The sequence below is a fragment of the Clostridium sp. CX1 genome (assembly GCF_025398335.1).
Classification (GTDB): Bacteria; Bacillota; Clostridia; order Clostridiales; family Clostridiaceae; genus Clostridium_AM; species Clostridium_AM tanneri.
This window is the reverse complement of record NZ_JAODOO010000018.1, coordinates 66,000-86,728: the sequence shown is the minus strand read 5'-3', so window position 1 is coordinate 86,728 and position 20,729 is coordinate 66,000. Positions and strand designations below refer to the sequence as shown.

24 protein-coding genes are annotated in these 20,729 nt (G+C 33.9%); all 24 read right to left on the bottom strand.

The genetic code is table 11. From position 1 onward, the window contains the following. Positions 1-133 precede the first annotated feature (133 nt). The 24 genes from N4T77_RS17125 to N4T77_RS17005 all read right to left on the bottom strand — a co-directional run bounded on the left by N4T77_RS17125 (position 134) and on the right by N4T77_RS17005 (position 20,715). Complete coding sequence (locus tag N4T77_RS17125; RefSeq protein ID WP_261673068.1) at positions 134-607, bottom strand: hypothetical protein; 474 nt, start codon at positions 605-607, stop codon at positions 134-136. Between the two features lie 12 nt (positions 608-619). Continuing rightward, on the bottom strand, positions 620-1,624 hold the full coding sequence (locus N4T77_RS17120) for a phage tail protein (RefSeq protein ID WP_261673067.1): 1,005 nt from the start codon (positions 1,622-1,624) through the stop codon (positions 620-622). A gap of 12 nt (positions 1,625-1,636) precedes the next feature. After that, positions 1,637-2,251 (bottom strand): hypothetical protein, encoded by a 615-nt coding sequence (locus N4T77_RS17115; protein WP_261673066.1) that lies wholly within the window; start codon positions 2,249-2,251, stop codon positions 1,637-1,639. Then, the gene (locus tag N4T77_RS17110; protein WP_261673065.1) at positions 2,251-5,250 is read right to left on the bottom strand and encodes a phage tail tape measure protein; all 3,000 of its coding nucleotides are present in this window, start codon (positions 5,248-5,250) and stop codon (positions 2,251-2,253) included. The genes N4T77_RS17115 and N4T77_RS17110 overlap by 1 nt, the downstream gene beginning before the upstream one ends. A 276-nt stretch (positions 5,251-5,526) precedes the next feature. Then, positions 5,527-5,823 carry a hypothetical protein gene (locus tag N4T77_RS17105; RefSeq protein ID WP_261673064.1) on the bottom strand — a complete coding sequence of 99 codons (297 nt, stop codon included), beginning with the start codon at positions 5,821-5,823 and terminating at the stop codon, positions 5,527-5,529. Positions 5,824-5,864: 41 nt separating this feature from the next. Next, a complete protein-coding gene (locus N4T77_RS17100) occupies positions 5,865-6,410 on the bottom strand; it encodes a hypothetical protein (protein ID WP_261673063.1) in 546 nt (181 codons plus the stop codon). Between the two features lie 11 nt (positions 6,411-6,421). Beyond that, positions 6,422-6,736, bottom strand: a complete 315-nt coding sequence (locus N4T77_RS17095) for a hypothetical protein (RefSeq protein WP_261673062.1) — start codon at positions 6,734-6,736, stop codon at positions 6,422-6,424. Beyond that, positions 6,723-7,118, bottom strand: coding sequence for an HK97 gp10 family phage protein (locus tag N4T77_RS17090; protein ID WP_261673061.1), 396 nt, complete (start codon positions 7,116-7,118; stop codon positions 6,723-6,725). The genes N4T77_RS17095 and N4T77_RS17090 overlap by 14 nt, the downstream gene beginning before the upstream one ends. Then, entirely contained in the window at positions 7,115-7,459 is a 345-nt protein-coding gene (locus tag N4T77_RS17085; protein ID WP_261673060.1) for a hypothetical protein, read from the bottom strand. The genes N4T77_RS17090 and N4T77_RS17085 overlap by 4 nt, the downstream gene beginning before the upstream one ends. Before the next feature lie 5 nt (positions 7,460-7,464). Next, positions 7,465-7,749, bottom strand: coding sequence for a hypothetical protein (locus N4T77_RS17080; RefSeq protein ID WP_261673059.1), 285 nt, complete (start codon positions 7,747-7,749; stop codon positions 7,465-7,467). Positions 7,750-7,763: 14 nt separating this feature from the next. Further along, entirely contained in the window at positions 7,764-8,960 is a 1,197-nt protein-coding gene (locus N4T77_RS17075; RefSeq protein ID WP_261673058.1) for a phage major capsid protein, read from the bottom strand. A 1-nt stretch (position 8,961) separates the two neighbouring features. Beyond that, positions 8,962-9,705, bottom strand: a complete 744-nt coding sequence (locus N4T77_RS17070; protein WP_261673057.1) for a head maturation protease, ClpP-related — start codon at positions 9,703-9,705, stop codon at positions 8,962-8,964. Next, positions 9,695-10,852 (bottom strand): phage portal protein, encoded by a 1,158-nt coding sequence (locus N4T77_RS17065; protein WP_261673056.1) that lies wholly within the window; start codon positions 10,850-10,852, stop codon positions 9,695-9,697. The genes N4T77_RS17070 and N4T77_RS17065 overlap by 11 nt, the downstream gene beginning before the upstream one ends. A gap of 33 nt (positions 10,853-10,885) precedes the next feature. Continuing rightward, a complete protein-coding gene (locus N4T77_RS17060) occupies positions 10,886-11,170 on the bottom strand; it encodes a zinc ribbon domain-containing protein (protein ID WP_261673055.1) in 285 nt (94 codons plus the stop codon). Positions 11,171-11,187: 17 nt separating this feature from the next. Continuing rightward, complete coding sequence (locus N4T77_RS17055; RefSeq protein WP_261673054.1) at positions 11,188-12,849, bottom strand: terminase TerL endonuclease subunit; 1,662 nt, start codon at positions 12,847-12,849, stop codon at positions 11,188-11,190. Next, on the bottom strand, positions 12,830-13,138 hold the full coding sequence (locus tag N4T77_RS17050; RefSeq protein WP_261673053.1) for a P27 family phage terminase small subunit: 309 nt from the start codon (positions 13,136-13,138) through the stop codon (positions 12,830-12,832). Before N4T77_RS17050 ends, N4T77_RS17055 begins: the two co-directional genes overlap by 20 nt. Positions 13,139-13,203: 65 nt before the next feature. Then, a complete protein-coding gene (locus N4T77_RS17045) occupies positions 13,204-13,419 on the bottom strand; it encodes a hypothetical protein (protein WP_261673052.1) in 216 nt (71 codons plus the stop codon). A gap of 4 nt (positions 13,420-13,423) precedes the next feature. Next, positions 13,424-13,735 carry an HNH endonuclease gene (locus N4T77_RS17040; RefSeq protein WP_261673051.1) on the bottom strand — a complete coding sequence of 104 codons (312 nt, stop codon included), beginning with the start codon at positions 13,733-13,735 and terminating at the stop codon, positions 13,424-13,426. Between the two features lie 131 nt (positions 13,736-13,866). Continuing rightward, positions 13,867-14,361 carry a RinA family protein gene (locus N4T77_RS17035; RefSeq protein ID WP_261673050.1) on the bottom strand — a complete coding sequence of 165 codons (495 nt, stop codon included), beginning with the start codon at positions 14,359-14,361 and terminating at the stop codon, positions 13,867-13,869. A 107-nt stretch (positions 14,362-14,468) separates the two neighbouring features. Further along, positions 14,469-14,630 carry a hypothetical protein gene (locus N4T77_RS17025; RefSeq protein WP_261673048.1) on the bottom strand — a complete coding sequence of 54 codons (162 nt, stop codon included), beginning with the start codon at positions 14,628-14,630 and terminating at the stop codon, positions 14,469-14,471. 300 nt (positions 14,631-14,930) lie between these two features. Continuing rightward, positions 14,931-17,492 carry a CHC2 zinc finger domain-containing protein gene (locus N4T77_RS17020; protein WP_261673047.1) on the bottom strand — a complete coding sequence of 854 codons (2,562 nt, stop codon included), beginning with the start codon at positions 17,490-17,492 and terminating at the stop codon, positions 14,931-14,933. Between the two features lie 16 nt (positions 17,493-17,508). Further along, positions 17,509-18,096: an ERCC4 domain-containing protein gene (locus N4T77_RS17015; RefSeq protein ID WP_261673070.1), complete on the bottom strand. Its 588-nt coding sequence runs from the start codon at positions 18,094-18,096 to the stop codon at positions 17,509-17,511. A gap of 13 nt (positions 18,097-18,109) precedes the next feature. After that, a complete protein-coding gene (locus N4T77_RS17010; protein WP_261673046.1) occupies positions 18,110-19,105 on the bottom strand; it encodes a tyrosine-type recombinase/integrase in 996 nt (331 codons plus the stop codon). A gap of 176 nt (positions 19,106-19,281) precedes the next feature. Beyond that, positions 19,282-20,715, bottom strand: a complete 1,434-nt coding sequence (locus N4T77_RS17005) for a DNA cytosine methyltransferase (RefSeq protein ID WP_261673045.1) — start codon at positions 20,713-20,715, stop codon at positions 19,282-19,284. Positions 20,716-20,729: the final 14 nt, after the last annotated feature.

Below are 20,729 nucleotides of genomic sequence, written 5' to 3'. Positions count from 1 at the left end.
AAATGCGACGCATAATCCTTGTCCACTTCTTCGATTTTATCCTCAATATTTTGCAATCTTTGAGCACTAATCCCGGGAGCTCCACCAGCGTTCCAGGTTGTTTTTTTATAGTCTCCTATTGACATAATTCCACCTACCCTCTACTTACAGTATCAGTTCTACGAATTGTCCAGCTTTCAGTAGCACTTTTCTGTCTGCTATATAATATTCTTGCAATACATATACCACTATCCTTTGTAGCAGTAGCCCCTACACCTGCAAACCATGCTATTTCTTCACATTTAAAACTATTAGCTTCAGTATCAGCAACATAAAGTTCTGTATAAAGCTTGCCTGCTTGTACTGGGTCATTGTTTCTATTAGTTACTACTTTTCTAAATTGCTCACTTTTTAGTTTAATATCTGCTGGATCTGGTGGAGTTGAATCATTTCCTAACGCTACATACTTAATCTGTGCATCATTTATAGCACCCTTAAGCATATCTCTAATCATATTTAGTCCTGCATCTGTTATAAGATTATGTTTTATTGGCACTATTTCTTTAATGACTCCATTTTCTTTTATTTCAATCTCCCATTGTCCTAGCCAACTTGTATCTATATTCATAAACTCACTCCTTTACATAGGGTATAAATCTTCACTTGGATATAAATTATCTAAAGGATATAGTCCTGGTCTTGATGTAACCTGTAAAAACTCTATCCAGTTGATATTTTCATTAATATTTGAAGGAGAAACCTTAACTAAATCCTCATTCCAATATAGCCAACCACTATCCTGTATAGGTTGTGGTACTGTGGCTACTTCCCTCCAACTAAACAGCTCTTCTTTAGCTATATATTTTTCTATAGGTCCTTCATCATCTTTGTAGGTTTCTTTTTCTAACTTAGCTAACCTCTGGTTCATGTCCTTAAGAATATTACTTAAATCTCTTTCTGCCGTTTCAAGCTGCAGTGTAATATCTAAAGGTTTCCTTGGTGCACTATCATAGCTAACTTCTTTTATCTGCAACTCAGTATCTACATTTAAATCAGGTAATTCTACCTTAATTATTTCTCCTGGTTTATATACTCCCTCAAAAGGCTTTATACTACCGATAATAATAGGCTGAGAATACTTCCATAAATGTTTTAAGCCTAATTCTAAAGCAAGTTCTTTATCATCAGTTTCAACATTTAATATATCCTCAAATACTCCGTATTGTTCTTGACTTATTGGTTCTTCTACTAAAATTTTTATAGGATATTCATAACAGTAACTTATAGTACCAGTTCCACTTGTACACAGATCGGGAATTAATAATTTTTCACTTACATTAAGTAAAAAGTCATGTTGTCCAGGTTGATGTATATTCTGTATTCCAAGAGTCTTTACAATCCCTCCAACTTGTACTGCAACAGGCTCTCTCGGTGAATAATCCAACTGAATTGCAGAAGATGTAACTGTAATATTTTGTGTATATAGCTCACTAATCGCTTTTCCGCCTTTGACCCATAATTTATTTACCAAACCAGAGCTATCTGGAGTAAGCTTTGCGGAACCCTTATGGTAACTCCCACGACCTATAACAATTTTATTTTTCCTACTACCTTGGGGGAAAAAATGTAGTGCTATCATTCCCATATAATCACCTTCCTAACAAGGGTATAAAGTTTCAGATGGATACAATTCAGTAGATGGATAAAATACTTTACTTACCTTAAATTCAACTAATTCAATCCATCCGTTACTTTCTAACTGTGGTATAGTCTCTGGCATTGGTTCATCTATATACCATTCATAACCTGCTAACTTTGCTAAAGTCTCCATAGCATCAAATAAAAAAACATCATTGAATTTATAAGATATAACCTTATCACATTCAACAATGCTATCTAAATTATACTGCGGAGCATATTTATTAAATAAGTCTTTTACTATATCACTTACTTTAGTATTTACATAGTTTTCTGTTACAAGTATTTTTTGTGGTCTTGCCGTATAACTTAATCCCTCTATAGATACATTTTTCATAAATCCATCTACAGCTCTTGCAGGATTAAGTATCCACCCCCTAAAAATATTGTCATCCTGTATTATTCGTACATCAGAGCCTACTACAAATCTGTCCATTATGCTTGTATCCGTAGTAGGTAGTTCTAAACTGAATGAGCCTGCTTTATCCGTAGTACTCATTTTTACAGAACATTTTTCATAGAAAATAATTTGTTCAGTTTCTTTTCCAGGAGGAGTAATTTCTATAGTTGTCATTACCATCTACCTCCCGTGCTCAAACTATAGTTACCTGCTATGTCTTTACTCACTACTCTTGCTATTTCCCTACCATCAAGATTTACAGGGATTATTACTGTCTGTGAACCTCCACCTAAACTACCAACTTGAGGTAACTTAGAAGTTAGGTTTACATTTGAAACCATACTTCCTGATATATCTTTCATTGCATTAGTTACTAAACCTCTACTATTTTCAATTCCTAATGCAAGCCCTTCACCTACAGAACCACCAATCTTCGCCATTACCCTACTTGGAGAATTTATATCCAGTGCATTCCTTACAGTATTAGCTATAGAATTAGCCATGTCCTGTACTTTCTGTTTTAAGGCTGACAACTTACTAGTTATTCCATTTATAAACCCTTCTACAAAATTTACACCATAGTTATATACTTTGCTGGGTAAATCAGCTAAAAAGCTAATTGCATTATTAATTCCATCTTCTATAGCGCTTTTTACACTTCCAATAGTACTGTTTATACCATCTCTCATACTAGTAAACATCTGAACACCATAACTATATAGTCTGCTTGGTAATGTAGAAAACCAATTTAAAATACCGTTCCATATATCAGTTACTGCGGTTTTTATACTGTTGCAAGTATTTACTACAGCTGTTTTAAGACTATTCCAAGCATTGGTTGCAACAGATTTTATACTATCCCATATATTCGACAAAGAACTCTTTATATTATTCCATATACTTTCTGTATCTGATTTTAATTTTGTAAAGTTTCCAGTAACTATATCCAGGATTATAAGTACTGCACCTAACACAATATTCTTTATGATATTCCAAGTGTTTTCAAATATAGTTTTATAAAAATTTAATGCTGGTTCTAAGAAAGACTTTATACTATTAAGTCCATTACTTATAGTGCTCTTCAAAGCTTCCCATGCGTTCAATGTTGCAGTTTTTATATTTTCCCAAACCTCTAATGTTGAGTTTTTTACATTCTCCCATGCAGTAGATATAGATGTTTTTATTGACTCGAAAGTAACAACTATATTATTCCATAGTTCTACAGCCTTGGCTTTTATAGTATCCCAGTTTTGGTATAGTAAAACACCTGCTGTAATAAGTCCAGTTATTATAGCAATTGTAATACCTACAGGCCCTGTTAGAATCGCCATAGCTCCACCGGCTTCTGCAATGGCTGCAGATGCTAATCCAAACACTTTTGCAATAGCTCCTACTGATATTATTAATTGCCCAATCACTATAAGTACAGGCCCTATTGCCGCTGCTATACCCGCTATTACAAGTATTGACTTTTGAACACTTGGAGATAAACTAGCAAATCCATTAGCCGCAGCCTTTATAGCCGGAATGAGAGAACTAGTTATAAAACTAATTACCGGTTGTAATGCCGGGGCCACTGCAGATTGTAGTTCTCTTAATGCACTTCTCAAAGCCATTCCAGGATTGTTTTGAGTTATGGCATTAGTAGCCGACTCGGTAGAACCTTTAAAATTCTCAATACCGCTTTGTCCATCTTTCATTGCTAGAATTACATTTTTTCTTACATCTTCCCATTGAGTACCAAATAAAGCTACTCCCGCTTGGTTTTGTTGTAAAGGGTCTTTTATATTCGCAAGAGCAGTTACTGTAGCCATAAAGGCTTGCTGTGCTTTATCTCCACCCTGTGCTATAGCCTGGCCCATGGCATTTGCATCAAGTCCTATAGCTTGAAAACCTTGCTGTGTCGTTTTACTACCATCTTGAGCACGTATATTAAACTCTTTCATAGCATCCCCAACTTTGTCCAAGTTGAAGGCCCCATTATTAGCACCATCTATTAACATTTTCATAGCTTGGTCTGCTGATAAACCTAAGGATGCAAACTGCGGTGAATATTCATTAAGAGTATCTAAAAGCTCTCCAGAATAATCTCCACCCTGTTGAAAACCAACCGTTATAAGGTCAAGTGCTTCTTGGCCAGACATACCAAAGTTTTTCATCATGGTACCGGCAGTTTTTGTAACTTCACTAACATCTTGCCCAAATACATCTGCAATTGTCATGGCTCCCTTAGCTACATTAGGTAACTCAGAGTCCGATAAACCTTTCATGTTCTGGCGAATGCTTGTTATTGCATTTGTAGCTTCTCCAATGTTTTCTCCAAATCCAGCTTCCCATACTTCCTTTGCGGCTTCTTCTAGCTTACTAGCTTCTTCTTCTGTTAGCCCTAATGATGCTTGTAACCTTCCCTGGGCAACTTCTGCATCTATTGCCCCTTTTACCATTACAGCTCCAGCCGCAACAATAGGTGCAGTAATACCTGCAGTCATTTTCTCACCGGCACCCTTGACACCTTCGCCAATTTTATTAAGTTTATCTCCTGTTTCCTTTGCCTTATTCCCAAAGGCTTCAAGTTCAGGATTAGATGACTTTAACTTTCCTTCAAGTTTTTCTAACTCCTGTTTTGTATTACTTAATTCACGCTGAAAATTTCTATATTCAGTATCACTAATATGACCATCTGCAAATTGCTTTTCAAGGTCACGCTTTGACTGCATTAGTTCTTTATGTTTAAGAGTTGTTTCTTCAAGCTCCTTTTGGTATTTCTCATACTGCTCTGTACTTATTTTCCCATCTGAAAGCTTTTGTTTCATTTCATCTTGCTTATTAGCAAGCTCGTTCATTTTGCTTTTTGTTTCATCAATAGCTTTACCTATAAGGGCATACTGTTTTTCCCATTCAGCATTTGCCTCATGTGCCTTATTTACTCTTTCTTGTGCTTGAGTTAACGCATCCAACTTACCTTTAGTGTTTTCAACTGCTTTTGTTAGAAGCTCTTGTTTTTGAGCTAGTAGTTCAGTATTTGTAGGGTCTAGTTTTAATGCCTTTTCAACCTTTTGCAATTCTGACTGTATATTTTTTGACTCTTTCCCTACATCATCTAAAGCCTTACTTAACCCCTTCGTATCTCCACCGATTTCAACTGTAATTCCCTTTATAGTACTACCCGCCATCTTATACCTCCTTTCTTCCTAATTTACTTCTTAGTGATTTTCTATCTGGCTCTGTCTGTTCCATACGCCAACATTTTTCTAAGTACTCTCTACCCTCTTTTATCTGCATATAGTTATAAATTACTGCATCTCGGAGCAATAGCCAGTATTCAAATATATCTAAATCCTCTAACCTATCAAAGTTATATCCTGTATATTCACAGATAATTTTTTCTTCAATTGTGTTAACCTCATAATGACCCTTATCTTCCTCTTCATCAGGGAAGTAAGGGATTTTTAGTTTGGGGAATTCTTACTTTTAGCAAGCCATCCAAAATAAGATGTTAGTATTTCATTCATCTGGTCAAGGTCTAACTCATCAATAAGTTCTTCCGGTACTTCATACCCATTTTTATTTTTACTTAATATCATACGAACCGCCTCAGCTAAATCATCTACAGCTTCTTCATTTTTAGACTTAGTTAAAGCTGTAACTTTTTTTAATGTTTTAAGCTTTGGTGGTTCGACCTCTAATGCCAAATCACCTATTTTTATATTAAAGTATCTTTTACTTACAGTACTAATATCAAACATTGTTATACTCCTTTCAGGGTGGATGTTTACCACCCTTTAAATTAAGATACTGGAATTTCTTCTTCGTAAATAATCTTAGTTCCTTCATCATCAAGTGGAGCTGCTTTAAATTCAGCATCAACGACAGTTTCCTTGTCCTTTAAAAACTTAAAGCTAAATCCAGCTTGGTTGCTACCAACGATAGTTATTCTTATATCGCCATCTACTTTATCTTCATGTACAAATCTAATAACATACTGCTTTCCATCTTGGTTTCCTAATCCACCAATCTTAACTGTTCTTTTTCCTGCTGCTTCAGTAACTCTAGCAGTTGAACATAGTTTAGTAAGAGTCTTACCATTCCATGTAAGAACTCCGCTTTTGAATGTTACCTCTTCATCAGTAAGAATAGTCTTTTGTACAAGTCCTAAATCATCTGTAACCTCGTAAAACTTAGGCTTATACTCAAGTGTGGCACCACCTTGTATAAGTCCTAGTAAATTACTTTCAGCTTCAAGTGTAGAACTCTCTGGAATTACTCCACCTGTAAACTCACTTACATAAAGTTTCCCACTACCTAATACAATTTTATCTCCTGCTGTAGACATCTAATTCCCTCCTATAATTTCTCAACTAAATTAAAATCGTACACAGTTTGAAAGAATTTTTCACTATCAATCCATGTACGATTTTTTCTATACTCTATAACTTTTTCATTTAGTAAGGCGTCAATTTTACTTTCAGCTTCACGGTTAATTTTATCTGAATACAACTCAATACTTATATTTCTATCTACTATACAATTTTTATTATCTGCACCGCTTACATTTACTTCTTCTAAAAATATAATATATGGAAGCGCAGGAGGCTTTAAAAAACGCTCTTCCGCTACCTTCATTCCTGTAGTTTCTAACCAGCTTTTAATCTCCAGCATTTTCTATAGCCTCCTTTGCTAACTCTTCCATTCTCCTTTGAGCAAGTATTTCTCCATACTTAATATGAGGATAAGCTCTAGTTCTACCACCTTGCCATAAAGCATGACCTTTTTCAAGAAGATGAGTTAACCTATACTGTCCATTTGTAACATACCATGTATTAACTCTTTTATATCCATCTTCATAACTCTTTTTAATCCTAAAGGACTTAACATATTCACCAGTTGGCTGTTCAAATGTAACATGCTTTTTAATTTCTTCGTTGACTTCCTTGGATACAGTGTTAACTGCTTTTTTTACCCCATCAGTTACATCTTTAGAATAATTACTCATATAATCTGCTAACATATCTGATAATTCATCAACTTTAATATTACTCACTTTCTCACCTCAAACATCTCCAATTGTCTAAGAGTTAAGTCTATAGAAGGTGGATTGGTTTCAAAAATATTTTGTACTAGTTCAATATCATATCTTCCCAAACCTCTAATTTCTACAATATCGTGAATATCTATTCCCAGTAGCTGCGGTATTCTTATAACTACATTGGCATGAACCTGAACCGCCTTAGCGGCAAATGCACGGTTATATCCTAACACACGATTGCTAAAACCTAAGCCTATATATTTATTAGTTCTAATACCTTCCTCATCTTCTGCATAGATATCACATATTCCATCTGAAAAGCTAATAAATTCAATGTTATCTGTTTTGATTTTCATCCTCTTCACTCTCCCAATACAGTAATTTGAGAATTTATATGAAGTGTCATTAGTTCAGATTGAAAGTTTCTTTCGAACATCTCAAGAGCCTGACTATTAGCATACCTACAGTAATCAAACAGTAACGACCTTGGCAAATCTTCAACTGTAAAATCAAGTGACACACCTGCTATATCTTGCAAGCGTGCCATCCCTCTTTTTATCATTCCAGTTAAATTTTTATCAGTATTATCATCCTGCCAGTTTATATGGAGATATGATTTTATATCGTTCAATAGTTCTTCTGGCATTTATACCACCTCAATTATGCCTGCTCTTTAGTCTTAACAACACCTTTTACAGTAACCTCAACAGTTGCTGGAACTAAACCTGTAATATCTGCAAGTATAAAGGCATTGTCATCAAGAGCTCTACCATTACCATACATCTTAGTTAAGTATACTCTTTCATCATCTAGGAATCTAAATTCATCAGAGTATTCAACCTTTCCACCATTAGTTCCTGCTCCAATACCCATAAAGTACTTACTAGCAAGTCCAAATACTGCTTCACCTTCAGTTACACCTGGGGACTGAATTACTGTTGTTGGGAATGGGAATATATCTTTATTGTATGTTCCATCTGTTGCCCTTACTGTAGTAGCCGGCATAACCTTAGTGAAATAATCCTTAGGGTTCACTACCATTAAAACATTGCTTATAGGTCTTGTTTTTCCGTTTGGAGCTTGAGCTAATTTACTTAAAATAGTTCCATAAGTAGTAGGGCTTAAATCAGTTATTACCATTTTAGTTTTCTTTGGGTACACTCCTCCAGTTGTAGTTACATTTTCAGACACATCCCTATCCATTCCTATAGGTTCATCTTTTCCTGTTCCTGTTACTATAGCAGTTTCAAGTGCTAATGCTATCGCCTCTGCTAGTGTTGCTCTTACATAGGCATCTATCCATGTAGGGCCTACCGCAAGCATATCCTTACTTATTGGCATATATGCACTTAACTTGCAGAGAGTTAAATCAATTTTACCTATAGCTCCCTCAAGTTCTTCTGTTATCTTAGAGTTAAGTGGTCCCCAAGTAGCAAGTTGTGCACCTTGTTTATTAACTATCATCTTAGTTAACACAGTAGTATTTGTGAAGTTTATAGCTGCTAATAATGGGTGTTCAGTTTTAATATCTGCTATTACATTTTCAATTACTGTTTCTGGGAAAGCTATATCTATATCAGTAACAGCCTGTCTTGGATTCGCTGATTTCATAGCATCTATTATGCTTTGATAGAATTTATTTTCCTCTGCAGTTAACTGGTGTATTCCTCTTTTAGCAAGAATAGCACTGTCTTGAGTTTTTTGATATGAAGTAAAGTCCTCCATTACATTTTGTTGAACAGTATCAGCAAAGTTAGCAAAAGCTTGAGCAATTGCATTTTCATCCTCACTTTTGAATGCTTGTACTAGGTTATCCTTTAATTCTTGTTGTATTAGATCCTTTGATTTCATTACCATATTACTTTCCCTCCATTTTCTTTTTAAATACTGCCATTAATTTTTCAGCATTAGTTTTTTGCTTAGCTAGGTTTTCAGGTACTTTTATCTGTTGCCTTAAACCCTCCATTTGTTGCTTTATAGCATTATTCAACCTTTGTTGAGCCTTTACTATATTGTCATCTTGTTTACCTGCTATCTCATCACATAGGCCATATTGTAAGCATTGTTCCGCATTAAGCCATGTCTGGTTATCCAGTAGTTGATTTAATGTTTCTTCACTTAATTTATCTCCAGCTTTTGCAAGATAACTTGAGCAGCTAGCCTTATCTATTATCTCAACATCATTAGCTGCTTTTCTTAATTCCTCTGCATTACCCCAAGCTCCCATACTAGCATGATGTATCATCATAAGGGTATTGGTTCCCATAACAACTTTATCCCCGGCCATAGCAATTACAGAAGCTATAGAACAAGCAAAACCATCTACATATACTGTCTTTTGTGCTGGATGCCTTTTAAGTTGGTTATAGATTGCTAAACCTTCTTTAACCTCTCCACCATAAGAATTTATATAGATGTTTATATTACTCACATTTTTAGCATCTTCTAATTGTTTTTGAATATAGTTAGCTGATGTTTCACTTTCTATTTTTTCACCTGTCCACCAATCTTCACTATCACCTTGTACGTGGTCATAGATATATAAATCTAATGCACTAAGGTCTGTAGATTGTTTTACTAAGTATATTGGTTTATTCAACATTTTCACCCCCTTTCAAATCTTCTACATCTTGATAATTCTTAGTCATCCAATGTTTCTTGCTCCAATCTGTATTCAACGGAGTATCACCTGCCTTAATTCTTAATTCATCTACACTGTAGCCACCACTAGCAACTAACTTGTCAAAAGCCTCTGAGATAGAGAATATATCTATATGCTTAATACAAGTAGTGTCTACTCTTAAGTATGAGCCTTTTAGAAAATCGACCTTACCAAACCTCTTACGATTAATTTCTTCGCTTATCATATCCACCAGTGGATCTATACAGAAAGTTAAAAAGTTTTCTGTAAGTTTTCCTACATCTGCTATATCTCCCTTAAGTAGAGCTGGTGGAATTTTAAAGGCTTGAGCAACTCTTTCAAAGGTTTCTTTAGTTATATTTTGTATATCAACTATTTCACTAGTTGATTTTTTGTTACCTTCACCATTCTGCTCTTCATATTCAATTCCGTTAGGTAAATGAATTACTGCATTTTCGCTTTCAAAGTAGGATTTAAATCTGTTATAAAATAAATCATCAACCTTCTTTTGAAAATTTTCGTCACCTGAAGATGTTTTGTTTACTTTTGCAATTCCTTTTCTACCACCAGAACGCTTATATTTACCTATGGCCATATTTAAAAGATTGTTATAGCCTTTAATTAAGTTTGCTAATAAAAACTTAATATCACTATTGCCAAGCTTAAAGTAGAGTACTTCGCTCATTTTGAAAGAACGGTCAAATATCATTGTGCCTCTACTTACATTTGTAAAGTAATTTTCCGAAACCGCATATTCATTCTGATAAAAGCTATCTGCAATTATTAACTGTCCATTTACCTCAATAACAAGACATTCATTACCATAAAGTAGTTTAGATATAAACTCCTGTATAAACTGGCTTGAGTTCTGATTTTTATTAGGTTCAATGTTCCACAGGTAGTATTCATCACCTTTATTCTCTTTGCCCTTCATGTAGGTTTTGAATTCACACTTACTTATAGCACTTGCAACTAAATTAATTGCAGATACTATAGCAAAATTTTCTATAGCCAACTTAACTTCCTGTGTAGCTATTGCCTGCTGATTTAAGTATACCGTTGACTGATCTACTCCAAAAAAGTCCTTAATCCAGTCTAAAAATTTCAATCTCTCACCACCTTTCAGTGCAAAATAAAAGACTTAATCCTTTTTAATTTCATCAAGGACAAGTCTTTGAATCCTTTCTTTTATCCAATCTGGAGTGTATCGATCATCCATTAAAGCTAAAAAAACATCAAGCATTCTTCTAAAAATTTTAGTATCTTTCAATCTTACATCTATCGACAATTCTTTATTTTTATCTATATAGGTTGCATTATTCATAGGCTTAGTAGCTCCACTACCACATTTAGCACATCTTATTCCATCGCGTTTTGATATAGTATAATGTCCACACTCTAAACACCTATATGCTATTGTTTGCATCAATTACACCTCTTTCTTTAATAAGTATAAACTCCAAAATCGAAGTCTACTATTTCTCCACTATCCACTAAATCTCCGCTAGCACACATTGCCGCTACGAAAGCCATAAAACCATCTGTCTTCCTTGACTTAGGTTCTATTTTCCCATAGGTTTCATTCCCAGCCTGAGAAGTTATCCTACAAGCATTATTTGTATACCATCTCATAAGTGGGTTATCCCCCCATATAATATTGTGGTTAACAAATAAACTGTTTATTACAGGGGATATAAGCATTTGATTACTCGGTCTTATAAGTTTAATATTGTTAGAGCCATTCTTATCAGTATCAAATCCTACATCTCGTAAAGCCTTTGCAAGCAATGTATAACGGTAAGTATCCATACCTAGTACTGTAAGATTATACTTTTGTGCCTGTTCTGCTAACCACATTGCCGGAATATCCGGAGATACCTCCGGACCCTCAACGAAAGTCAATAATCCTATATCTTCCCACTCCCTAAGTGGTGCTTTTATTCTACCTAAGTCATTACAATTAGTGCATACCCATGTGTGAGATATCCAATAATGTTTTCCTTTAAACTTAAATAACAACCCTGCACATACAAAGTCTGTAGTCTTTGCATAGTCAATTCCAACTACACAAGTGCATCCAGTAAGGTCAGGTATTTCTTGTTTAGTTGCTAATATATTTTCCCAAGAGGTTACCTCAACATCTTTATTTCCTTTAGGAATATTCATTCTTTTGGTCATAAAAGAAGAATTTCCTACAGGATCTTCTTTATAATCTATATATTCTCTCTGCATTGTAAGCATTAACTCTGGGAAGTAATGAAGCGAAGGATTTGCCTTGTGCCACATCTTAGGGTTATCTACTTCTTTTTCATCATCAAGCTTACAAATGAAAGGTAGTAGTCCATTATCTCCACCTTGTTCTTTTAATATCTGTCCGGCTCTTGCAATCATACGATCTAGTGGACCATCTCTTACATCTCCATTAGTAGTAGTAATGGTAGTACGTGGATTTTTCTTTTTACCTAAACCAGTTTTAAATACTTGAATAGATTTGTAATCTTCATACTGGTGGTACTCATCAAAGTCAACTTTACCTGGTCTACCACCGTCTTTAGTTTTAGCATTAGACGTTCTAAATCTAAGCCTTGAACCGGTCTTAAGGTTTCTAATAATTTCTTTATTCCAATAAAAGTGATTCTTAAGTTTCTTTTCGTTAGCCTCTAGTACATTGTAGACATCATCAAAAGAAGTCCTCGCTTGGTCTTCTGCATTGGCACAGATATCAATATCATAATTTTTTATATCATTGTATTGGCTAATTAGGCAGAAGTCTTCAAAGGATAGATAACCATTTTTACCAGCACCTCTTCCAACTAGGATAAATAAATCTGGCCATCTTAAAATCCCTGGCTTTGAATAAGTGCAATTATGAAGAGTAAAACAAAATACCTCCCATTCCAGTAATTGAAAAGGGAAGTATTTTTGCAAACTTAAATATTTATGAAGCAACTCTTCATCAACAAATATATCTTCTTCACTAAAGCACTTTTCTACATAATCGCATAACAGTAACTGTTCTTTACATACTGCAATTTCCCCACTTCGAACTAGGTCTATATAACTTTGTATTTCTGGTATCAGTTTTTTAGAGTTCATCGCCATCATCAGTTATAACATTTTCAGTTGTTAAACCTAGTTCTTTGAGAATTGCTAATTTCTGCTTACTGTATATGGGTGCATTTTTAACGGAGGGGTTATCTTTTTCATATTCTTTTCCTGCGGCAGATATAGCTTTGTAGGTACGTCCCCTAACTTTTATATCCTTTTGCATAGCCTTCTCTTCAGACCAATACCAAATATAATCATCAATTAAGCTTAAAAAATGCTCTACATTTGCACCTTTATTTTCAAGCTGCTTGATTAAAGAATCCTTGATTTTTCTAGCACTTGCCATAATTTAACTCCCTCCTTTCATGCATTTTTCCTCACGCGCGAGGCATTTCTGTTCTGTATATCCTTTTACCCGTTCTTCCAATACCTAGAATTTTTTGATTTTTTTGACCCGGGGGTACTTATATCGTTTTTATTTGCTAAATCTATCCCTACAAAACAAATAATAGATAAATTACTGCCACACTTCTTGCATTTTCTCTCTTCCTGATTGTACTCCCATGTATCAAAGGTCTCTTTATTACCACACTCTTTACATTCACACAATACTCCTCTATTACTCATCCAATCACCATCTTTCTATATTCAGTTGCGGCTTTGGTTTAGGCTTATGATGTATCTGATAGTGACACTCATCACATACCGCCATCAGGTTATCCTTAGTTAAAGCTAATTCAGGATGCCTTCTTAAGTACTTAATATGATGCACTGTTACTGCTTCACTATATACTCCATTGGCCTTACATATCTGACATTCGTGGTGTTGCTCCTCCAATACTTCTCTTCTAAGATGTTCCCATGCTGCTGAATTATAGAAAGCTTTTATATTATTGTGTTGTATCAAAGAATTAATCCATTGTGCTAACTCAGTTCTATTCATCCCTTAACTACCTCTTCAAATAAAATAAGCACCTGGAGTTAACCAAGTGCTCTTTGCTTTATTTTCTATGATACTATCTTACCATGTCTTCACAGTATTTGTTACAGACTATCTACGACTACTTTTCGTAATCATTCCGTATACTTTTTACTTATAAAAATCAATTCACTAATCTTATTTATAGCTTTTCTTTTTATTCTTCCGCAGTAATCTCCGTCTCTATTTGTAAGAGCTCCTACTTTACTCCAACCCATTTTATCAAAGCATCTTAACTTTATGATTTGTCTTTCCTCATCTTCCAAGGTGTTTAATGCGTTATCTATCTTTTCAATTAATCTTTGCTTACTAGCTTTTTCTCTTATCAATTTAGTAATTAGCTTATCTTTCTTTAAGACCTCATTCTCTACACTGGAGTTGAACTCATTGGTTGATCCAGTTCTCTCTTCATATGTTATTCCTTTTACTCCATCTGTCTCTTCCTTAAGCTCTTCAATCTCTAACTCTAAGTTATTTATCTCAGCTTTTATTGTCTTATAATTAAATAGGACTCCATCAGTTTTTTTATATAAATCATTAGTATTCTTGTCCACCTTATCAGCTCCTTCTTTCCATATATAGTACTCCACCTAAATCCTCAATAAAATAGTACTTTGTATATCTTTTAGTGAGTCTTATTTTCTCTTTAAAGCTCTTATATGGAATTGCTATAACTTTAGGTTTTCCATACATACTTTTACACCTCACTTTTTACATTTAAAATACTCTCCAAATGTGCCTTTTCTGCTTCTAATTTAGCAACTTCGCTCCATTTTTTATTAAAAATAGCCTTTTCTATATCAATTTTAATTTTAACTATCTTATCCTTATAAACCCTTGGTGTATCTATGTTTAACATAGTTTCAACTCCTTATTTTTTATAGAAGATTACATTTCAAATTACATAAAAACTACATGCTAAAACCATTGATATCACTAGCTTTCAGCTGAAAATTTCAAAATTACATTTTTCAGAAACTTATATGCGTATCTTTATATAAATATTAATTAATAAATATCTCTCACACGTATATATATATTAATATTATGTAATAATGTAATATTTATATAATATATATAATAAAAGTAAGCAATATCAACGGTTTAAGTGGATTACATTTTAATTACATTTCAATTACATTTTTTTAAATATGTAATTTTAAAATGGTATTACCTTTCCCTCTTCTCCAGTGACTTCCATTATCTCTGGAGGGACAATTGAATCAACCCTTAATCCCCTTAAAAGTTCCTTACTGTAAGTATCAAATCTTATACTCTTACCATCAATATTAATAACCTTATTCGAACTTCCAATTAGGTATCCTGACCTTTCAGCTTGTTTCTTAAAGTCTCTTAAGCTTAATGGAATTATATCTGCTCCTACTCTGTTAACATGTTCCTTAATTTGATTTATCATTTCGGAAGTTTTTATAAATAATCCATCACCACGATTTTTAACAACATGTTCATTAGTTAAAGTTCTGCCATCCTCAATCATGGTATTATACAGAATAAGCATTTGCTCAACTGCTGAGTATGTTTCCTTTCCGTTTTCTAATACCTCTGCCATAATGTTTGCAATAACATGCTTTGTAAAATCCTTTGTTTCTTTAATGCCATTTTTCTTTAAAAGGATATTTAGTATCTCCATACCACAACAAATATTTATGGCTGTATTTAAAGGCCTATTTTTAATTCCCTTAATAGATGCAGAATAATTTTCTCTCATTTTCGTATAATCATCTATGCTAATATCAAGAATTATATCTATCAAACTTCTACCTAGCTTATTTAATAAAACATCATTTTCAATGATCCAGTTCATAGCTTTAGTATGTTCCTCTGTTCTTTCTCTTTTCGATAGATAAACTATACAACTTCTTTCTATTAAAGCCTTTTCATTATTTGGATAGCTTTCTTCACCTACTATTACCAATGGTCTCTGCAATTGAAAGTCCTTGCTTTGGAATGATTTATTACCTCTTGAAATGGTTGCTCTATCATATAAGTTTCTAAATATCTCACTAAGTTTTGCAATCTTTTTATTATCTAAAGCTGAAGGTTTAAATTCATCAAACAGCATTGGATAATTCCCATCACTACCACTTTTAATCAATGCAAATGGTGTTATTAGTCCAATAGATTTAATATCTTTTTTAGGATAATTAAGTATTGGAGCTATTACATTTTCAAGAATTGTACTCTTTCCACATCCACTTTCACCAACTATAAGCAGATGATGCAATTTCTGTTTAATAAAACTATTTTGATATGCAGCTAAGTTATTGATAATACTGCCAATAATACTTATTGTTTTCTCTGGAGTAGCAAATTTGAAAAGGTACTTCAAAATTAATTTTAATTCTTCTTTATTAATTAATTCCGTATCAATAATATTTACATTGTTGCTCCCATTAGATTTTATTGCATAGTCAATTTTATCTTTACCTATAGCTCCTCCATTAGTTATAAATAATATTTCTCCATTTCTCTCAGTAAACTTTATTCCTTCATGAATTTCTTCAAGTTCTAATGCGAAATATCTATTAATCCATATTTTAAATTCTGTTAATATCTCTGCTTTACTACCTAAAAAAGCCAAATCTATTGAACCTAAAAAGTTTTTAAAGGACCTTAAATCATCAAAAACAGTACTGGGACCTATTTTTTCGAATTTCACTCCAGTATTTGATTTTACAATAAGTTTAATTCCTTCTTGATCATCATCTATAAAACTTATCCTTGAAGCCTCAATTAATCTAAAGTTTGTGATATACACTTTGTGGTATTCTTCTTCCTTTTTACTGTATACCATCTTATAAATGCCTCCAGCATCTTGTTGCAGCTCATATTTATTTTTTAAGTCTAAACTCCTACTAAAGGCATTAATTAAGTCTTTCTTGGTATGTCCATCCTCTAACCAATCTGTGACATCTTTGTTATCTCCAAGAGTCTTTATTCCTGGAAGATTTATAAATTTAAATTCTTTTGCTAATGCAAATAGATTTTTGTAAACATCCCATTTATACTGTTCTCCAGCCTTTCCAGTGTCGCTACATACATAAATCATAGCTCCCTCTAGTGCAGATATGTTCTTACAGCCTTTTACACTTGTTGCTACATACTTATCTTTCCTAAGCAAAGAATTAAGTGTATTAGCATCTTTTTCACCTTCACATATAATTACTACCTTTTCGCTTTTGATGCCCTGTAATACACAGTATAAGTTATATGGAAGCTCTTCTCCCCCTCTTTTGTTTATTACCTTATCATTTTCAATATGGTAATATGCAAGATTTTTGTCACCATTAGAGTCTCTAAATTTAGCCTTAAAATATGCAAGATTTCCTTCTTTATCAGTAAATGAGAATACACCTAGAAGCTTTTGGCCATTTCTAAATTTAGTTTGTTCCCATTCTATATAACTCTTTACTTTCTCAATTTGCTCCTCTTGGATGCTTTTTTCTACTGTAAGTCCAAGATACTCTCTAGCTTCTACATAGCTAATCCCTTTAAACTTCATAATAAAATCAATAGCATCTCCAGACTCTCCACATCCGAAACACTTGAATTTATACTTATTTGTATCTGGAAAAAACTTAATTGAAAGGGAAGGTGTTTTTTCTGAATGAAAAGGGCATCTTATATAGCCCTGTCTATTAAATCTTTCTGCCAACTCTCTTTCTATTAACTCTTTTAAATCTATGTCTTCTAATTCCACCTTCTCACCCCTTTTCTTATAGTTGTAAATTTACTTCTGGACTTATATCTGTATTTAATTCCTTTAAAAAGTTTCTAACACTATAATAAAGTTTACGATATATCTCAAATCCAGTATCTTGATTATTTATAAATAATGTGTCATGCAGATATAAATCTTGTATACTGCTTAACCTGCCTAGTAAGGCTTTAGGGCTATATAAACTCCTGTAATTACCCTTCTTTATATTCTCCATGCCATTCTTGTCCTCGATTATAAGGTATATTTTAATACCTTTGGTCTTTGCCCTCTGTAATTCTCTTACAAGTCTCACATCGTCTCTAGTATCGGTTTCCTCGGCTAAATTCCCAGCTAGTTCATCTACAGAGTTCTTTCGTTCTACTGCTACAGGAAAATATAAGTCTCTGTATATTCCCATATCTGGCCTTTTAGTTATTACAGCAGTATAATCCCCTTCATCAATCTTCTGTTTTTTATACGGTATCTTTTTTTCGTCAAAATAGTTTAGTATATGCTGGTTTTTTTGCTCTCTTGTATCATAGATAACTTTGAAATTTTCTTTTAATAGCTTGTTTATTTCTGTATCTGTAAATTTGTAATACACTTTATCACCGTCCTTAAGAAATTCTTCTGTATTCATGTTTTATATTTTCATCATTAATTCTTGCATAAATTAATGTAGTATCTGGTGTTTCATGCCCCATTAAGCTTTGTACTATATGCAAAGGCATACCTGAATTAATATTATGAGTAGCAAATGAATGTCTGAATAGGTGCGGATAAATAGATTTATCGAAATTAGCTCTTTTAGCTATTTTACTGATTTCTCTTTCTATGCTCCTGCCTCCCAGTCTTTCATATGGGTATTTGCCTGCTACAAACAATGCTTCGTTAGTATCTTGTCTTGTATCAAGATATTTTTTTAAAAGTATTTTAGCTTTTATACTAAAATAAACTTTTCTCTCCTTAGATCCTTTCCCAACTACAAACAGGCTCATATCGTGCCAATTTATGTTGTCCTTATTGACTCCAACAGCCTCAGATAACCTACAACCAGTGCTGATTAAAAACTCTACTAATGCTTTTTCTCTTTCTGTTTCACAAGCTTGTCTTAACAATTCAATTTCTTCATCACTCATGGCATGCCTAATTCTCTTAGGCTCCTTGGTTTGCTTTAGCTTTTTAGCCGGATTTTTAGGGATATAGTCTTCTTCATTTAACCATCCGAAAAAGCTCTTAAAAATTGATATTTGTCCGTTGACTGAACTTGGCTTAAGTCCCTTACACCTAGCAGCTAAGTACATTCGTAAGTCCATGGTGGTTACTGCAACTAAAGGTTTTCTCAGATGACTTGCAAATATTAATAATTGATACCTGTAATTCTTGATTGTGTTTGGACTTACACCTTCTAGTTCTTTACTCTTTAAAAATATCTGTATTTTCTCTTCAATGTCACTTGCCACAAGAGCTGTTTCAGTTGGTCCAATATTGTATTTATACAGGATTTCCTCTATTACACTTCTAGCCTTAAGCTGATCCATCTCTGGGAATTCTAAAGATAACTTACCTACTAATTTTATAACTACTTCATCTTTACTACTTGCACTATACATACATTTCCTCCTTAGTTTGATTAACCGAGAGTACTATGATATAATGCAAGTATCTCGGTTGAGATTTTAGAGAGCTGATAGGTTGTCCAGACTTTGCAGCTCTCTATTTTATTTGTTTATAATTTATTTGAGTTATTTAATTATCCTGTTATCGTTATATATAGATAATTTGATATTTAGATTACTTCTTTTAGTCGTTCTTTGCATAGCTCTGGTAAATTCACTTCCACCAATGCTTTCGGTAATGGTGGAGGTACTGCATTGCCGCACCTTGCAACCTGTGCTGTCTTAGGATATGCCTTGCCTGTATAGTCATGGTCTATTATATAGCTTTCTGGAAACCCTTGAGCTAAGAATAATTCATGTGGTGCTAACATTCTCATCCCTATATCTACAATCTGATACTCTTCTCCATGGACTTTTATTAATCCAAATCTGTCTTTAGTAGTTATGGTATGCAGTGGTGTATTTATATCTTGTCCTATATCAGCACCGTAATATTTAACTAAGAATGCAGTTACTAATCTTGACTTGTCTACTGTTGTAACTGTACCCAATGGAGCATCAACCTTATGTCCTGTAGAACTCTTAAACTGTCTTGATATGAATGCTGATACTAAACCAAATCTATTTGAAGCATCAATTGTGTGTATAGGTTGTTCCAAGTGTAACCCTCTTACCTCATTCTCTTTTGTCTCTGAATGATAACTAGTTAAGAATGGAGTTACCAGTAGGTGTTCAGCCTTAGTTGTTATTGTAGTAAGAGGCTTATCTAATTCATACTGCAGCCTATCTCCACCAAATCCAGTTTGACCAATTCTAACTATGAATGGTTTTGGATTTTCTAGTACAAACTTTTGAATTCCTCTGGCTATTCTTTTTAACGTATTCTCCGCAAGTGGCTTTTTTCTATCGAATATACTTGGACATGGTATCGACCAATCTATAACTTCTGCAGCTGTATGCCATGGCTTCAACACACCTTCTTTTACTTCTTTACTTTCAGGATCTCCATGCGTAGGTTTCGGCCATACTATAGGCTTACCATCACACCTTGCAATTAAGAAAAATCTTTTTCTTATTGTTGGTGCTCCATAATCACATGCTCTTAGTTCTCTCCAATCTACCTGGTATCCATGTCTTTTAAGAGCATTTACAAAAGAGTTAAATGTACGTCCTTTTTGTTTCGGATCTGGTCTGCCATCTTTTAAAGGTCCCCAAGTTTTAAACTCTTCTACATTCTCCAACATGATTACTCTCGGCTTTACTGTAGCAGCCCATCTAACAGCTACCCAAGCAAGACCTCTAATATTTTTGTTAACTGGTTTTCCTCCCTTAGCCTTAGAAAAGTGTTTGCAATCGGGACTAAACCATGCCAATCCTACTGGATGCCCCTTTACTGCTTCTCTAGGATCTACTTCCCATACTGATTCACAGTAATGTTTAGTTGTCGGATGGTTAGCCTTGTGCATTGCTATAGCTTCAGGATCATGGTTAATCGCTATGTCTACACTTCTTCCTATAGCCATTTCAATTCCTGTGCTAGCACCACCTCCACCAGCAAAGTTATCAACTACTATTTCACTAAACATGCTTGTTTGCTGAATCATGTTATCACCTCAAA